We start from the raw sequence: 17,404 nt of genomic DNA on the forward strand, positions 1-17,404 counted from the left end.
CGGCCTTTTTTATGTTCACTCGCTCCTACCAGCGCTGGTGCACATGCGGAGCGACGAGCCGCGCATAGATCTCTCTTGCAGCGGTCATCACGTCGTCGGAAATCGCGGCAAGCTCGGCGGCTGCCGCGTTGGCCTTGGCCTGGGCGGCGTTGCGGGCGCCGGGGATCACGACAGTAACCGCTTCGTTCATCAGGATCCATTTGAGAGCGAAAGCTGCCATCGATGCGCCGGCGGGCACGAGCTTGCGCACTCCCTCGACGGCTTCCAGGCCCACCTCGAAGGGCACACCGGCAAAGGTCTCGCCGACGTCGAAGGCCTCACCATGGCGATTGAAATTGCGGTGGTCATCCTTGGCAAAGGCGGTTTCGCGGCTGATCTTGCCGGAGAGCAGCCCGCTTGCGAGCGGCACGCGCACGATGACGGCAACGTTCTTTCGCTTGGCTTCCTTGAAGAATAGATCGGCCGGGCGCTGCCGGAAGATATTGTAGATGATCTGGATGCTGACGACATCCGGATATTCGATGGCTTTCAGCGCTTCCTCGACCTTCTCGACGCTGACCCCGTAGTTTTTGATCTTGCCGGCGTGGCGAAGGTCGTCGAGAGCGCCGAAGACTTCCGGGCGGTAAAGGACTTCCGTCGGCGGGCAGTGGAGCTGCACGAGGTCTAGGCAGTCGACTTCAAGATTTTTGAGGCTGCGGTCGATGAAGCTTTCGAGATTGGCCTTGGTATAGCCGTCCGCCACATGCGGGCTAAGCCGGCGGCCAGCCTTGGTCGCTACCATCGGACGGGCACCGCCCCGGGATTTAAGTGCGTTTGCGATGATCTTTTCGGAGCGGCCGTCGCCATAGACGTCCGCCGTATCGATGAAGGTGACGCCGGCATCGAGCGCGGCTTCAAGTGCCGCCCTGCCGTCCGCCTCCCTGACATCACCCCAAGAACCACCGATCTGCCAAGCGCCGAAGCCGATCTCGCTGACGTTGAAGGCTGTGCGCCCGAACGAATGGTTTCTCATGATAACCTCCAAAATGGCCTATCCACAGGATATGGCGCCTTAAGCTTTCTTCGTGCCCGGCATTTGCCTAAAACACCTGTTCCTATCGGGCAATCAAAACAAGCGATTCGATGAGTTCTTTCCGTTTCATCCATTCCGCCGACCTTCATCTTGGCAGTCCGTTTCAGGGGCTGGCGGCAAAGGATGCTGCAATTGCCGAACTTTTTATCGAGGCGAGCCGCAAGGCGTTCTCGGCGCTGGTCGACCAGGCGGTCGAGCGTAAGGTGGATTTTTTCGTCGTAGCCGGGGACGTTTATGACGGCAACTGGAAGGACAACAAGATCGGGCTGTTCTTCAACCGCGAAGTGGCGCGGCTGGAGCGCGCCGGAATTCCAGTCTTCCTGCTGAAAGGCAATCATGACGCCGAAAGCGTCATCACCAGGACGATCACGCTGCCGAAGAATGTCAGCGAATTCCCGGTCAACAAGCCCGGCACGTTCCGATTGGAGCAGTTGAAGGTGGCTTTGCATGGTCAGGGTTTTGCCGAACGTTCGGCAAGCGAAAACCTCGCACTTGCCTATCCAAAGCCGGAGCCCGGCTGGTTCAACATCGGCGTATTGCATACCTCGCTCACCGGCCGCGAACCGCATGCGCCTTATGCGCCGTGCTCGGTCGAAGACCTGCGTTCGCGCGGTTACGACTATTGGGCGCTTGGCCATGTCCACGATTTCGAGGTCGTTTCGAGCGATCCGCTGGTGATTTTCCCTGGCAATCTGCAGGGCCGCTCCATCCGCGAACAAGGCGCCAAGGGAGCTGTTCTGGTGACAGTAGAGGATGGCCGCGTCACCCACGAGCGGATCATTACCGATAGCGCCCGTTTCGCTGAACTTGCCGTCGGGATAGAACCCGATGCCGATATCCCGGCAATTCTTCGCCGTATTGAAAATGCACTGGACGACGTTGTCGAGCGCATGGAGGGCAGGCCGCTCGCTCTGCGCATCCGGCTGACCGGCATGAGCCGCTTCCGTCACGAAGTCGTGGCGCGTGCCGAGGATTTCCGGGACGAGGTACAGGCGGCCTGCCACCGCTCTCACGAGGATATCTGGCTGGAAAAGCTCGATATGCGGCTTGAACCGGAAACGAATGGAACAAGGATCGCGACCGATATGCTCGGCCTCGAAGGCCTCATCCCCGTGGCCGGCTTTCCCGCGGAACTGCTCGCCGACGCGAATGCCAAGATCGCCGAGATCACCGCGCGCCTTCCCGGCGGCATCGGTGCGGGCGAATTGGCGCTCGGCAATGACGCAGAAGCGCTGCTGGCGGAGGCTCGCGATCTTCTCCTTGCACGGGCGGCGAGGGATTGATGCGTTTCGACCGCCTCGATATTCTGCGTTACGGCGTGCTGACGGACCGGGTGCTGGCGTTCCGGCCCGACGCCGGGCTTCACGTGATCTATGGGCCGAACGAAGCCGGAAAGTCGTCGGCCCTCTCGGCAATATCGGATCTGCTGTTCGGCTTTCCCAACGCGGCGGAATACAGCTTTCTCCATGATCCGGCGTCATTGCGGGTGGGGGCAAAAATAACTGCGCGCGACGGGGAGACGCTTTCTTTCCGCCGCAGGCGAGGCCGCAAGAATACCCTGCTGGCCGCGAGCGAAGGTGAAGACGCCTTGCCCGAGGATATCTTGGCACGTTTCCTCGGCGCGCTCTCGCGGGAAGTCTTCGAACGTGCTTTTGGTCTTGATTCCGCTTCTCTGCGAGCTGGCGGAGAAACGATGCTGAAGAGCGGCGGGGAGATCGGCAGCCTGTTATTTTCCGCAGCCTCGGGGCTCACCGGGCTTTCGGATCTGCGCAGGCAGTTCGAGGCGGAAGCGGACGGTATTTACGCGCCGCGAAAGTCGAAGGACAGGCTCTTCTACCAGGTGCTCGACGCCCACGAAGATGCCCGCAAAGCCGAACGCGACAATGAGCTGAAGTCCGCGGACTGGAAGAAGTTGCTGGCCGAGCAGACCGAGATTGAGGCCGATCTGAAAGCGGTTCAAGCGCAACGGGAGGAAACCAAACGAGCTTTGGATCGATTGCGCAAGCTCATGCGCCTGGAGCCGGTATTACGCGAGATCGATCGTGAACGCGCGCTGCTGGCGCAGTACGAGGCGCTCGAAGGCTTGTCGGCCGACTTCGAAGCGCGGCTTGCACACGCACTCGAGGCCACCCGCAAGAATGTCGAGGCCAGGGATATTGCCGAGGCGGAAGTGGCGCGGCTCAATGATGAGATCAGAGCCATCCAAGTCGATGAGGGGTTGATCGCAGCCGCGCCGACAATAGTTGCCATGCATGCTCAAAAGGGAGCGTATCTCAACGCGAAAGAGGATATCGCCAGGGTCCGGCATGAGGTCGACGGTTTTGATATGCGCCTTTCGCAGGCCGCGCGGCGTCTCGGTTTTGCAGGGCTCGACCTTCTGCAACAGGCCCAGCCGGCCGATGCCGACCTTGCCCGCCTCAGGCGGCTTGCGGATGAAGGGATGGAACTCGATCGCAGCCTGAAGCTGCATCGCCGACAGCTCGAAGATGCGCAGGACGTATTGCGCCGGCTAGAAAGCGATGGGCCGAATGGACGGCTGATCGATCCGAAACCTTGGGCGGACCAGCTTGCGGCGCTACGTCCCGAGCTCGGTGAGCTTTCGGGCATGGACTCTTCGAAAGTGCGTGTCGCGCGGGCAGAATCCGATCTTGCAGCAGCCTGCGACCGCCTCGATCCGCCGGTCAGGGATATTGCCCGCCTTCTTTCCGCGCCACTGCCCGATATAGCGACGCTTACCAAACACCGAGGCGTTGTCGAAGCTGCGAGAGCCGAAAGCATGAAGGCAGCGCAAAAGCTTGCGACGCTGCGCGAGGAAGCGAAGTCCGTCGGTGGCCAGCTTTTGATACTGGAAGGTGAGGGGAGGATCGTTTCCCGCGAGGATATCGCCGCTGCCCGGGCGAGGCGCGACGCCCTGATCGACACGTCAGGCGGAAAACCTTCCGCGGATATATTGGGCGAGGTAAAGAGCGCAATCAGGGAGGCCGATAGTCTTTCCGATGTCGCACTCTCGGATGCCGAGCGCGTTTCCCGGCACGCCCAGCTTTCCTTGAGGCGGAGAGATCTCGAAGAGGCGATCACCGCGGCGGAAATGGCCGCAAGGGAGGCGGAAATTGCAGCATCCGACGCCGTTACGGACTTCGAAGACCTCTTTCACGCAGCCCCCGTTTTGCCCTCCAACCCCGATCGAATGATCGAATGGCGCCGTGCCGTGGATCGGATTCTTGTGCTTTCCGAAACGCTGGACGAGGCAAAGGATGAGTTGGAGACGCTGCGGATCAAGGAAGAGGGGATAAAATCTGCCCTTCTCGCGATCGCCGAGGCGATCGAGCCCGCTTCGACCGCTCTGCCGCCGATTGCTCTTGCCCGCGCGCTCGAGCGTCGGATCGGCGAAATCACCGATCGTTGGAACGAAAGCCGCTCGCGCGAGGGCAAGCGTCATTCCGCTCAGGAGGCGCTCGACAAGATGGAGGAACGAGAGGCCGAATTGCGCCGTGATATCCTGCGCTGGCGCGCCGATTTCGCCAACGCCGCCGTTCTCGCGGGGCTTTCCGAGGACGCGACGGTGGATATGGCTTCAGCAGCACTCGAGGTGTGGCGAACGGTCCCCGATCTTTTGTCGGAACGGGAAAACCGCGACCGCCGCGTGCGCGGAATGGCGCGTGATATGGAGAATTTCGAAGCCGAGGTAAGAGCAATTTGCAGTGACGTCGCGCCGGATCTGGCCGGTTTACCTGCAGATGTCGCAGCCGGTCTGATGAACGAGCGCGCAATGGCCGCCAAGGCGGAGGAGAACCAGCGGCAGACATTGTCGGCGGCGCTGCAGCGTGCCGAACTGGCGTTGGCCAGGCTTTCCGAGGAAATGAGCGATCGTCAGTCGGAACTGGAAGAATTGGCCGCATTGGCATTGAAATCAGTTTCCGATCTCCAGACCGTGCTTGAAGACCTGCGGCAGCGCAGCCGCATCGAAGCGGATCTTCGCCAGTGTCGCGCCCGGTTTTTCGAGCAGGCGGACGGTTCCGACGAGGATGAGGTGCGCGCCGCGCTTGTTGCGTTCGACCGGATAGCGGCGGGGCTCGAAATCGAAAATTTAGACGCGGATGACAATCGGCAGGTCGATCGCATTTCCGCCCTGCGAACTGCCGAGGCCGACAATATTCGTCGCCGCCGGGAGCTGGAAACAGGCATCGGCGCCGAGCGCGCGGTTTTCCAGAAGCTCGCCGCCGAGCAGGAGGCGAAGGAGCTCGCGCGGCGCTGGGTGGTGCTGAAGCTCGCGTCAAGCCTGCTTGCAAATTCGATGGAAGCCTATCGGGAACGACAGGCCGATCCGGTGATGAAGCGGGCCGGTCGGATTTTTGCCGATCTGACCGGCGGGCGCTTTTCCCGCCTGGTGCAGGTTTACGATGAGAAAGACGAATTGCAGCTTGCCGTGGAGCGCAGGACGGGCGAGCAGGTGCCGCTTCCGGGGTTGAGCGAAGGGACTGGCGATCAGCTTTATCTAGCGTTGCGCCTCGCATTCCTGGAGGACTATTGCAGCCGCAACGAACCGGTACCGCTGATCCTCGATGATATTTTCCAGACATTCGACGACGAGCGCACGGCAGCCGGCATTCGGGTGTTGGCGGAAGGGGGCAAGATCTTCCAGACGGTGCTCTTCACGCATCAGACGAGCCTGGTAGACATTGCCCGACGGGAAATCGGCGATCGACTGGATCTCATTCAGTTGGAAAGGCTTTAGGATTCGGGCAGGCCCTTAGACGGGCCGGTCAAGGCCAGGCAACCAATCGGCATTCGATGGATCGGTCTGAACCACTTATCCGGCGAGGGAAGTGCCGGTTCGCCGCAGGCGATTTTCGGCGGCCGCGGCAGAATAAGCAGGTTGTGGCGCCGATCGTCCGTCATTTCCCGGGTGAATGTCAGTCGGTAGTTTTCGAGCACCGACGTGAAGTCTTCACGCCTTGAAATCTTGTCTTCTAGGTAACTCCGCGTTTCCGCCGTCATCGGAATGCCAAAGCGATTGATGGTGGCCATGGCTTCGTCGGCAATAGCGCGTTCCACGAGCGGATCGATCAAGCTGAGCTTCACGCGAAAGCTATGAAGCGTGTCGGGCAAGATGCCTCTGGCCTGAACAAAAATGGAGGCAGGTTCCGTTGCTGTTCCGAAGCTCTCAAAGAACAGGCACTCCCAATCGTCCTTGGTACTTCTGAATTCGGGATCGGCATTTCGCTCCTCGCCCAACCGATCGCAGCGCTCCTCGGGGGAAAATGACACGCTGTTTTCGAAGACGGCTTTCCGTTCCAGCCTGGCCCTCAGCAGCCAGGATGGATAGCGGCCGGCAGGCCGAATCTGCCGTTGTCGGTCGACACGCAGATCCGGCGGCGCAGGAAGAAGGTATTCTTCCAATCCGAATTCGCGAACCATGCGCTTGTAGTTTCGTCCATCGTTGACCAGGAGTACCGTTGCCGCGAGTGCCGCCAGAACCACCACCAGGAACACGCCGAAGACAATTGCGGCCGAGCGCTGCTTTCGGCGCTGATCGGCAGGTGTCACGATATTTGCCTCGGCCTCTTTCGGCATCAACCTCATTTCCTACCGATGGATATCCCTTCGATGGTCAAGGCGCATAACACATTGCCGAGCCGCCCGGAACAGTTTCTGCCGGCCCGGTCGAACTGAGGTCATGAAGCTGTTTCGTACCAAAGATGTCGGTTTCAAATGCCGGCTTCACAGGCTCTGCATTAACCAAATCACTTAAAAGGCATTTAACTCAACTTGTTTAGGTTCGAGGTCGGATATTAGGTTGTATGCGACTATGGCCTTAAAAGCGCACAGAAATTTTATTTTGGGTAACCGTTAGGAATCCTTCTTGTTGTTCGGTGCTCGCTGTGCTTTTCAGGGGCAGTCGGATTCATGGAAGATGTGTGGTGCTGAATCGTCGGCAGACGGCATCGGTGCTGACTTGGAGTGTCGGAATTTGGTTCGAGTGACTGCGATCATGATCTGTGCGGTTCTGGCTGGTTGCCAGAGCGTACCTGGCGAGGGTCCTTTGGCTTCCGCAATCAACGCCGATAGTGGCCGGTCCGGGCCCGAAATCGGCCGTCCGAACGCGGCCGTGTTCGAGGTTGTTGATGTGGATGGCCGTTCGGCGCGTCTGGTATCCGACTATGTATCGACGGCTTTGAAAAGACGCTTCGGTTTTGGCGGCGGCGGGGCTGGCAGAGCTGTTATCGGCGTCGGCGACCAGTTGAAAGTGACGATCTTCGAAGCCGGCGCGGACGGTCTGTTCTCCACCAGTGAATCGAAGCAGACGAGCCTTGACGTCGTCGTGCAGCCCGATGGAACTGCGGCTATCCCCTATGTCGGTTCCGTACGTTTCGTGGGCAAGACCCTTGAGGAGGCGCGCCAGGCAATCTTGGCCGCTTTGGCAAGCAAAGCTGTCGAGCCGGATGTCATCGTATCCAGCCTCAATACGCCGTCGAGAAGTGTAACCGTATCGGGAGCTGTCGCCAAATCGGCCCAAATTCCACTCAATCTTACTGGTGAGCAGATCACTGACGTGATCGCCAAGGCGGGCGGTCCGGTCGCCCAGCCCTACGAAAGCTATGTGACGCTCGTACGTGGCAAACGCACCGGCACCGTCTTGCTGAAGTCGGTCATCGACAATCCATCGGAGAATATCTACGTCCAGCCAGGTGACCAGGTTTTTGTCACGCGCGATCCGCGCACATTCACCTTGCTCGGCGCGATCAAGGGCAATGCCCGTGTTGAATTTGGAGCCAATGACCTCAACCTGCTTGAGGCGGTTGCGCTTGGCGGCGGCGGCAACGACAATGCCGTCGACACGGAAGGATACTTCCTTTTCCGTTACGAGGAACCCGACGTGGTTCTTGGCCTGATCGGTCGGCAGCGCTTTGATGAACTCGTTCGCAAAGGCATGAAGCCGAACAAGGATGGGCGCTATCCGATCGTCTATCGCTTCAATATGAGAAATCCGGACAGCCTCGTCGTTGGGCAAACATTCCCGGTCAAGAGCCGCGACGTGATCTATGCCGCACGGCATATGTCTGTCGACTTCGCCAAATTCCTGGGGATCGTTGGAGCACCATTGGGAGTTGCAGCGCAAGGCGCGGGGGCGGCCTACAATATTCAGCGCGTTGGCAACTAAAACCTCTCGCCGCCAAGGCACTGTACTTGAAATCAAGCTAGATTGTCCGGGTTGGTGCGATGCTGGGCATGCATGCCGCGAAGAAGTTTGCGGCATCTTAGCTCCGTTAGGTGTCGACCGTACCAGATTTTTGAGTGACAACTTTCGATAAGTATGTTGTTAGAGGGATCCGGCGAATAAGGGTGTTAAACGGTTCGCTAGGACTAGACGTAACAAAATTCGAGTGACCATGACGATCGAAATCATCGGCAGGGCCAGTGTTGCCCCAGGCGCAAATTCTGTAGATGACTTGCAGAAGGTTCTGAGCGAAGGGCGCTGCACGATCACTCAGATACCAGCCGATCGATGGGATCGGGCTCGTTTCTGGCATCCGGGACAGGGTGTGCCGGGCAAGACCTATACCTTCGCCGCGGGTGTTCTCGACGACATCTACGCTTTCGATCCGGCAGCTTTCGGCCTGTCGCAGCGCGAAGCGATGCAGATGGACCCGCAGCAGCGTATTCTCCTCAATCTGGTCTGGCAGGCGCTTGAAGACGCCAATCTGCCGGCAAGCAAGCTCACGGACGAGCGCGTCGGCGTCTATATCGGCGCATCGAGCCTTGAAAGCGGAAACCTGCTCTCCGAAGATCCAGCCGCGGGCAGCCCGTATTTCATGACGGGCAATACGCTGTCGATCGTTTCCAATCGCATTTCGCACATCTTCGGCCTGAAGGGGCCGAGTATGACGATCGACACGGCCTGTTCTTCATCGCTGGTCGCGCTGGATCAGGCGGTGGCGGCCTTGGAAAAAGGCGATATCGATACCGCAATCGTCGGCGGCATAAATCTGCTCGTTCATCCGCTGTCGTTCGTGGGTTTTGCCCAGGCGCGCATGCTTTCTCCGGAAGGGCTTTGCCGAGCCTATGACACCAATGGCCACGGCTACGTGCGCTCTGAAGGCGGTGTTGCGATTGTCCTTCGCCGCACAGACAAGGCAAGGCGGGAGCGGGACCGGAGTTACGCTACGCTCCATGCCGTGGCGGTCAATTCCTCCGGTCGCACGAATTTCATCAGTTTGCCTTCGCGCGAAGCCCAGGCGGCGCTTTTGCAATCGATCTACGAAGACAGTGCCATCGATGTGAACCGCATCGCATTCATCGAAGGCCACGGTACGGGCACGCGCGTCGGGGATCCGGCCGAGGTCTGGGCGATTGGAACCGTCATCGGCAAGCGGCGGCGCGCGCCGGTGCCACTCGGTTCGATCAAGACGAACATTGGTCACACCGAGCCGGCTTCCGGTCTGTTCGGTCTGCTGAAGGCGATGATTGCGCTTCAGAACAATTTCCTGCCGGCTTCCCTTCATATCGAAAAGGTCAACGAAGATATCGACTTCGAGGCCTTGAATGTTCGGGTGAATACCTCCGCAGTGAAATTGTTGCCCGCTAAGGAAATCCGCTTTGCGGGCATAAATTCGTTCGGTTTTGGCGGGACGAATGCGCATGTGGTGATCAGCGATCCGGAGCGGCTGGCGCCGCTCGACCCGCCGAAGGGCGAAAGCTCCCTGTTTGTTGCGAGTGCCCACACGGCGTCTGCTCTGTCGCAACTTCTTGAGGACTACCGCGAGCGCCTCGCTGCCGCGGCGCCGGATCACGCTCGCTGCGTGATTAGTGCGACGGCGGCCAACCGCGAGACGCTTCGCCATCGCTTTGCCGTGGAGGCCAAGGATACTGACGGCGTGTTGCGGGCAATCGAGGCCCACCTGGCCGGAGAAACCTCCCAGGGAGAACGCGGCGAGGCTCCGTCTCAAGCCGCGAAAATCGCTTTTGTCTTTTCCGGGAACGGCGCTCAATGGGCCGGAATGGGTGTCGAGGCCTATCAGGAAAACCAGCATTTCCGCCAATGTTTCCAGTCGTTCAGCGCCCTCTTCGAATATCATCTCGGCGAAAAGCTCACGGATTTGCTCGTTTCCCCGGACCTGGCTCTTAGGCTCGGTGACACAAAAATTGCCCAGCCCCTGCTTTTTGCAGTGCAAGCAGCACTTTCCGATTGCCTGGTCGCACTAGGCGTCAAACCGGAAGCCGTTTTTGGTCACTCGGTGGGCGAGATCGCGGCGGCCTACGCTGCAAAGGCGCTTACGGCGGCCGAGGCCGTTGCGATCGTGGCGAAGCGGTCGAGGTATCAGGATCTCTTTGCAGGCCAGGGCAAGATGGCGGCTGTCGTCTTGAACGACGAGGCTGCGCTTGCCTTTGCCAGATCGCATGGTCTTGACAATGTCTGTGTCGCTGCGATCAATGCTCCGAATTCGGTGACCATCTCCGGCCCCACGGAGGAAATCCAGGCCTTTCGCGACGCCGCCCGAAAGGCGCAGATCGTCGCGCATGTCCTGGACATCAATTATCCCTTCCATCACCCGATCATCGACAGCGCCAAGGAAGCCTTTCTTGCCGACCTGCCGCAGATCGAACCGGAGACCGGCGTCTACACCTATGTCTCGACGGTGACTGGCACGATTCAGGATGGCCGTGGATTGGATGCCGAATACTGGTGGCACAATGTTCGCGAACCAGTCCTCTTCAAAGCCGCCGTTGAGGCCGCATTGGAGATGGGCTGCAACCTGTTCATCGAGATTTCTCCCAGGTCGATCCTTTCGAATTACGTCAGCGATATCGCAAAGAGCCAATCAGCGCAGGCCGTGGTGACGGCGACACTGCAGCGCGAGACACCGATGCCGGGCAGGGACCCGGTGGCGCAGTCTTTCGCCCGTGCTGTCGCCAACGGCGCATCGCCGCTTCTGTCTCGCCATAGCGGAAAGCGCAACGCCTCCGTCGATTTGCCGACCCTGCCGTTCGAACCGATGGATCTGAGGACGCCAGCGACAAGTGACGAAATCGATCTCTTCGGCCGCAACGCCAGCCAACCCTACACTCTTCTGGGCTGGCGTAGTGATCCCAATGCCTCCCATTGGAAGAACCACATCGATTCCCGGCTCTTTCCCGATCTCGCCGAGCATGTGGTGGATTCGCGTCCGATCCTGCCCGGCAGCGGCTTCATCGAAATCGCGGTGACGGCAGCGCAACGCTATTACGGCACGGATTCAGCCGAGATTTCCAACCTTGAAATTGTTCGGCCGCTGGAATTGCGTCAAGACCGGGTCGTGGAACTGTCGACGTTGCTATCGCCGGAGACCGGCGATATCGAAATCCGGTCCCGCGAGCGGCTCAGCAATGATGACTGGACCGTGCATGCAATTGCCCGTAGCCGTCACTCAATCGGTTTTGAAGCCGACAAGCCGATGAACCGGCCTGCGGGCGAAGAGGGTAGACTTGTAACGTCGGATCTGGCCTACGGGACAGCGGAGCGTTTCGGGCTTCAATATGGTCCTCGGTTCCAGCTTCTTTCCAGCGCCGAGGCGTTTGGGCGCACGTTTATCGAGGTTAATCTGAAACTGGCCGGCAAGCCGGCTCATCCCTTCGTGGAATATAACCTCAACCCCTTTTCGGTGGATGCCGCCTTCCACGGCCTGGTGGCGCTGTTCGACCAACTTTCGGGCAATGAAGGGGGAGCCCCCTATATCCCCGTCCGCTTCGGCTCGATCCGGGTGACGGGCAAAAAGACTCCGATCGCCAAGGCATTGATCGAAATCGAACGCTTTAGCGGCTTCTCCATCAAGGTCCGCTTTCAGATGCTGGACGCATCCGGCAATACCGTAGCAAGCTTTGATGACTGCCGCTTCCGCCGTACGTCGCTGCGCCGTCATCATACTTTGGCTTCCGTGGCGTTCCACTATGAAACGGTACCGGCTTCGCTGCCTCCGTCGGCAAGAGAGCTGGGCCCTGGCCTTGCCGCAGCATTTGGCAATTTTCCAGCTGGCACGACCGACAACGCGACACTGCTTCTCGATGCCGCGATCTATAGAGCCTGTCATGAAATCGCGGCGACGCTGGCAGATCACCGAGGCATCGTTTCGGCAAGACGTTTGCCGGCAGATACGCTGCTTCGTTCGTTCCTGACCAACTGCCTGTTCATTCTCGAGGACGCAGGCATTGCGACGGCGGATGAAGGTGAGTGGCACATCCCGAAAGAGTTCACGCTGCCGCCGGTGAGCGAAATCCTGCAGGAGGCATGCCGGGAAAACGCTGGTCGCGTGGCAGAGGCGGTTCTCGTTAACGACGCCTACAGAGCGATAATTGAGCGTCTGTCCGTAACTGCACTGCGCGATGACGCCGAACAGGCCGGATGGATCGATGCCGTCAGTGAAGCGACGCTCGATCACGTCCTCGTTCATTCGCCTCTGGCGGAAAGACGGCTCTCGACCATTCTTGAGGCTGTCGAGGGCGTTCTTGTTGCCGGCAAGGGCCGGGTTCGTCACGTTCTGGAGGTTGGCACAGCGTCCGTTGCCTTCAGTCGCCGTCTGGCAGCCGTCGTGGCGCAGAACGGCGCCTCGCTGATCATCGCCGAGCCGCGCGAGAGCGTCCGCCGCACGCTGGAAATTGCCTTCGAACAGGATGTCCATATCGTCCTGCCGGAAATTGAGAAACTGGCGGGGCATCCGGTTGTCGACTTGATCGTATCCGCAGGCACGCAAAGTCAGGCTCTCTTGTCGAGCCACGAAGGGGTGCGGGCGGCGATCCGTGCCGCCTCTGAGCGGGGTGCTGTTCTCGTTTTTGCCGATCGCGCTCCGTCTGCGTTCAACGAATTCGTATTCGGTCAGTCGGAGGGTTGGTTCGCAGGCAGCCAATCTGCGGATTTCCCTGTTGGTCAGCTTGGCACCTCGCGTCAGATAGAGGACATGATCGTTACCTTGGGCTTTGAAAAGCCGCAGGTGGAGGAGCGGACCTATCCGGAAGGGGCGCTGATCCTGGCATCGGCCGAGACGCATGATTCTGCGCAGCAGCCGGTCGCAGGTGCCCATATCGGCTCCATATTGGTGCTCAACGAATCTCCCGACCGAGCCGTTGCTGTTGGCGAGGCGAAGATCGAGGTGCTTGATATCGAGGCCGACGGAGCGGGGCTCGCTGAAGCCTTTGCGCGAGCCGACGGACAACAGCTCCGTCTGCTCTACGCTGCCGAGCGTAAGGGGACGCGTGACGTCTCTGCGCTGGAGCAGGATCGCCTGCGCCGGCTGGGCTTTCTGGCAGAGGCGTTGTCGGCCCACCTTCGGAATGCCGCTGCGACAGCCGAAAAACCACAGCTTCTCATCTTGGCTCCTGGTGGATCACCTCTGGCAGCGGAGCGTACCGATGAGGCCAATGCCGGCCTTTGGGCATTCGCCCGCGTCCTGCAGAACGAATACGACACCTTCGACGTCCATCTTCTGGATGCCGAAACTGAGGGCGCCGTTACGTCTTCAGTTCTGAGCCAAGTGTTTTCCGCTTCGACGGCCAATCGCGAGTGGATGCTGGTCGATGACCACCTCCGCGAAGTTCGCGCCGCAGTCGGTCCGTTCCCGTCTGCCGATGTAATGGTTTCCGATTATTCCGCGGCGACCATCCGGCAGCTCGTCAGCGGCCGCGTGGACAGTATCGCCTGGGAAGAGTGCGACCTGCCGAGAGTGGACAGGGATGAGGTTGTGATTGCGGTTGAGGCGACCGGCCTCAACTTCCGCGATGTCATGTGGGCCATGGGCCTTCTGCCTGAGGAAGCGTTGGAGGACGGTTTTGCCGGCGCTACAATCGGCATGGAGCTCGCCGGGCGCGTGATCGAGGTGGGGTCCGCTGTAACCGACCTCAAGCCCGGCGACCGGGTCATGGGCATCGCGCCGGCGGCCTTCTCCACGCATGTTCGCGTTCGCCGCGACGGCGTGACAAAATTACCCGAACGGATGGATTTTGCCGCCGCGGCAACGGTCCCGGTTGCATTCCTGACGGCCTACTATGCGATGGTCCATCTCGGCCACATCGAAAAGGGCGAGACGATCCTAATCCATGGCGCCGCAGGCGGCGTCGGGCTTGCGGCGCTGCAGATTGCCAAGTTGAAGGGCGCGACCGTGATCGCCACCGCCGGTACGGTGGAGAAACGGCGCTTCCTGGAGGCGCTCGGAGCGGATCATATCTTCGATTCGCGGTCGCTGGATTTTGTGACGCATATCCGCAGCATTACCAACGGCGAGGGCGTCGATCTTGTCCTGAATTCGCTCTTCTCCGAGGCCATGGAGCGAAGCATCGAACTGGTGAAGCCATTCGGCCGTTTCCTCGAACTCGGCAAGCGCGATTATTACTCCGATCGAAAGATCGGACTTCGGCCGTTCCGGCGCAATATCAGCTATTTCGGGATCGACGCGGATCAACTTCTCGTCAACCTGCCGGCAGTCACCAAGAAGATCTTTGCAGAGATCGGGCGCCTGTTCGCCGATGGTAAGCTGACGCCGCTTCCCTATCGCGCCTTCGGCCACGACGAAATCGGGACCGCGTTCCGTCTGATGCAGAATGCGGGTCACATCGGCAAGATCGTTGTTCGGCCGCCGGTTTCGGGCAAACACAAAGTGCTTGCCGCTGCAGGCAAGCCCTTGCGGTTCTCGGCCGAGGGCATTTTCCTGGTTGCGGGAGGCATTGGTGGGTTCGGCCTGTCGGCGGCAGACTGGCTGGTGGCCAAGGGTGCTCGGCGTATCGCGCTCTGCTCGCGCCGCGGCGTCGCGGACGAGGAGACGACGGCAGCGATTGCAGAATGGCAAAAGAAGGGTGTCCACGCGACCGTATATGCCTGCGACATCACGGACGAAGCGGCAACCGCTTCGCTGCTTGAGTTTCTTCGCTCCGAAGCGCCGCTGAAGGGCGTTATTCATGCGGCCATGGTGCTGGATGACGCGTTGCTCTCGAATCTGACGCCCGAACGGAACAAACCGGTCGTAGACGTGAAGGTCAGGGGTGCCGAAGTCCTGCACCGCTTGACCTCCAAGGATGCTCTGGAACTCTTCCTGCTGTTCTCCTCCGCAACGACGATGATCGGCAACCCCGGTCAGGCAAACTACGTTATTGCCAATGGCTACTTGGAGGGCCTTGCGCGCAAGCGGCGGGCTGCAGGCCTGCCGGCGCTCGCTGTCGGCTTCGGCGCAATCGCGGACACCGGCTTCCTTGCCCGCAACGCTGAAGTCAACGAGATACTTGCCAAGCGCATCGGCAAGACGGCCATGAAGGCGCGTGAGGCGCTGGAGCAGGTCGAGCGTTATATCGTGGCGGATACCGGACGTATCGACGCCGCAGCCGTCATGATCGCGGAGCTCGACTGGAATGCAATCCGCATGTTGCCGATTGCCAAGGGTGCGATCTTCGAGACGATTGTCCGCCAGGCAGGCAGCGGCAATGCTGTTGCCGACGGCGATACCGTCGATCTGGAGGAACTGATCCACGGCAAATCTGCGGAAGAGGCGCAGCAGATTCTTCACAAATTCGTCGCCGGTGAGATTGCGGCGATCCTGAGGGTAACCGAAGATACGATCACACCTGACAAGGTGCTCAAGGACATCGGCCTCGACAGCTTGATGGCCATGGAACTCGGCATGGGCTTCCAACAGAAGACCGGATTTGATATCCCATTGAGCGGCGTTGGGGACGACACGACCGTCGGTGATGTCGTCACGCGCTTGCGTGAACGTGTATCGAAACACAATGATGAGGCGGAAGATGCGGCTGAGCCTCAAAATGAGGTGGTCGACCGGCTGGTGAAGAGCCACTCCACCACCCAGCCGCAGAAAGCAGCGACGCAGTGATGAAAAAAGGTCCGGATGACGAAATCTCCGCCGGCCTCGGCGTGGAGGGAAAGCGCGGCCTGCTGGACAAGATGCGTCAGGCGAGCGAAACGTCCGGCCGCAACCGCGCGGCCCGGCTGAGCCGGCAGCCCGCGCCGCAAGTCCGCCAGGTACTACGCTTTGACGAGCTGCCGGAATATCAGCGCGTGCATGTCCAGCGGATGGCAGGCGAAATGATCGGCGTTGCCAATCCTTTCTACCGTTCGCATGACAAGGCAGCCGGCGCCACCACGGAAATCGGCGGGCGCGAATTCATCAATTTCGCATCCTACGACTATCTGGCCACCAATACGGATCCGCAGACGACGGAACGGGCAAAAGCGGCCATCGACCGCTTTGGCATTTCGGCCTCGGCAAGCCGCCTGGTCGCCGGCGAGCGACCGGTGCATACCGACCTGGAGGCCGACCTTGCCTCCGTATACGGCGTTGATGCAGCCGTCTGTTTCGTGAGCGGATATCTCACCAATGTTGCAGCGATCAGCTGTCTCATGGGGCCGTTGGACCTGGTGATCCACGACGAGTTCATTCACAACAGCGCATTGGCAGGCATCAAGCAATCTGGTGCGACGCGGCGCCTTTTCCGCCACAACGATATGGATAATCTGGAGTTTGTGCTCCGGACGCTGTCCGCTGATTTCCGGCGCATCCTGGTTATCGTCGAAGGCGTCTATTCCATGGACGGCGATGTTGCCGATCTGCCGGCGCTGATGGAATTGCGGTCCCGTTACGGCTTCTGGCTGATGGTGGACGAGGCTCATGCGCTCGGCGTGCTCGGTAAGACGGGGCGGGGTACCTTCGAGCATTTCGGCACCGATCCCCGCGACGTCGATATCTGGATGGGAACACTCTCCAAGACGACCTCGAGCTGCGGCGGATATATTGCCGGCTCGCAGGCACTTGTCGACGTCCTGAAGGCCGAGGCAGGCGGGTTCGTCTACAGCGTCGGGCTGGCGCCCGTTCTTGCCGCGGCAGCCCGCTCCGGTCTGCATATTCTGCGCACCGAGCCGGAACGCACCGAGAGACTGCATCGAAACGGCGCGCTGTTTCTCAAATACGCCAGGGAAGCGGGCCTCGATACCGGCCTCAGCCTGGGCTATTCCGTCGTGCCTGTCATCGTGGGTGATTCCCTTCGCGCCGTGCAGCTTTCCAATGAGCTGCTGGAGGAGGGGATCAACGTGCTGCCGATTATCCATCCCGCGGTGCCGGAGGGCATGGCAAGGCTCCGGTTTTTCATCACCTGCGATCACACCGAAGATCAGATCCGCCATTCGGTGGAGGTCACGGCCCGCAGGCTCAAGGATCTGATGGATCGCAATTTCGGTCTGGCGTCGCTTGATATGGACAAGGTGATGAAGCTTTCGCCGCTGTTTCAGACCACTGGTGAAGCTTAGGCCGCGCTGATACTTATCCATACAATAGCGCTGGGTGTCTCGGCGGCGCCGGACGA

General features: G+C 60.0%; 7 protein-coding genes. 5 read left to right on the forward strand and 2 right to left on the reverse strand.

The window, feature by feature from the left end:
• Positions 1-25: 25 nt before the first annotated feature.
• Positions 26-1,012 (reverse strand): aldo/keto reductase, encoded by a 987-nt coding sequence (locus EDE05_RS03930; protein WP_134100219.1) that lies wholly within the window; start codon positions 1,010-1,012, stop codon positions 26-28.
• 110 nt (positions 1,013-1,122) lie between these two features.
• Here EDE05_RS03930 and EDE05_RS03935 point away from each other — a divergent pair, with 110 nt between their 5' ends.
• Positions 1,123-2,355 carry a DNA repair exonuclease gene (locus tag EDE05_RS03935; RefSeq protein ID WP_134100222.1) on the forward strand — a complete coding sequence of 411 codons (1,233 nt, stop codon included), beginning with the start codon at positions 1,123-1,125 and terminating at the stop codon, positions 2,353-2,355.
• Positions 2,355-5,807 (forward strand): YhaN family protein, encoded by a 3,453-nt coding sequence (locus EDE05_RS03940; RefSeq protein WP_134100225.1) that lies wholly within the window; start codon positions 2,355-2,357, stop codon positions 5,805-5,807. The genes EDE05_RS03935 and EDE05_RS03940 overlap by 1 nt, the downstream gene beginning before the upstream one ends.
• Here the strand turns inward: EDE05_RS03940 and EDE05_RS03945 are convergent.
• Entirely contained in the window at positions 5,804-6,646 is an 843-nt protein-coding gene (locus EDE05_RS03945) for a DUF6030 family protein (RefSeq protein ID WP_134100228.1), read from the reverse strand. The genes EDE05_RS03940 and EDE05_RS03945 overlap by 4 nt on opposite strands.
• A 397-nt stretch (positions 6,647-7,043) precedes the next feature.
• Between EDE05_RS03945 and EDE05_RS03950 the strand changes: the two genes are divergently transcribed.
• The 3 genes from EDE05_RS03950 (at position 7,044) to EDE05_RS03960 (ending at position 17,348) form a co-directional block, all read left to right on the forward strand.
• Complete coding sequence (locus EDE05_RS03950; protein ID WP_165924141.1) at positions 7,044-8,234, forward strand: polysaccharide biosynthesis/export family protein; 1,191 nt, start codon at positions 7,044-7,046, stop codon at positions 8,232-8,234.
• A gap of 229 nt (positions 8,235-8,463) precedes the next feature.
• Complete coding sequence (locus EDE05_RS03955) at positions 8,464-15,918, forward strand: type I polyketide synthase (protein WP_134100231.1); 7,455 nt, start codon at positions 8,464-8,466, stop codon at positions 15,916-15,918.
• Positions 15,918-17,348, forward strand: a complete 1,431-nt coding sequence (locus EDE05_RS03960; protein ID WP_134100233.1) for an aminotransferase class I/II-fold pyridoxal phosphate-dependent enzyme — start codon at positions 15,918-15,920, stop codon at positions 17,346-17,348. Before EDE05_RS03955 ends, EDE05_RS03960 begins: the two co-directional genes overlap by 1 nt.
• The last annotated feature ends 56 nt before the right edge of the window (positions 17,349-17,404 follow it).

It is taken from the genome of Neorhizobium sp. R1-B (genome assembly GCF_004368875.1).
GTDB classification, from domain to species: Bacteria; Pseudomonadota; Alphaproteobacteria; order Rhizobiales; family Rhizobiaceae; genus Neorhizobium; species Neorhizobium huautlense.

Bases quoted from the DNA above. Each gene is read 5' to 3' on its own strand.
- EDE05_RS03930 (WP_134100219.1), bottom strand. From the start codon at position 1,012: ATGAGAAACCATTCGTTCGGGCGCACAGCCTTCAACGTCAGCGAGATC.
- EDE05_RS03935 (WP_134100222.1), top strand. From the start codon at position 1,123: ATGAGTTCTTTCCGTTTCATCCATTCCGCCGACCTTCATCTTGGCAGT.
- EDE05_RS03940 (WP_134100225.1), top strand. From the start codon at position 2,355: ATGCGTTTCGACCGCCTCGATATTCTGCGTTACGGCGTGCTGACGGAC.
- EDE05_RS03945 (WP_134100228.1), bottom strand. From the start codon at position 6,646: ATGCCGAAAGAGGCCGAGGCAAATATCGTGACACCTGCCGATCAGCGC.
- EDE05_RS03955 (WP_134100231.1), top strand. From the start codon at position 8,464: ATGACGATCGAAATCATCGGCAGGGCCAGTGTTGCCCCAGGCGCAAAT.
- EDE05_RS03960 (WP_134100233.1), top strand. From the start codon at position 15,918: ATGAAAAAAGGTCCGGATGACGAAATCTCCGCCGGCCTCGGCGTGGAG.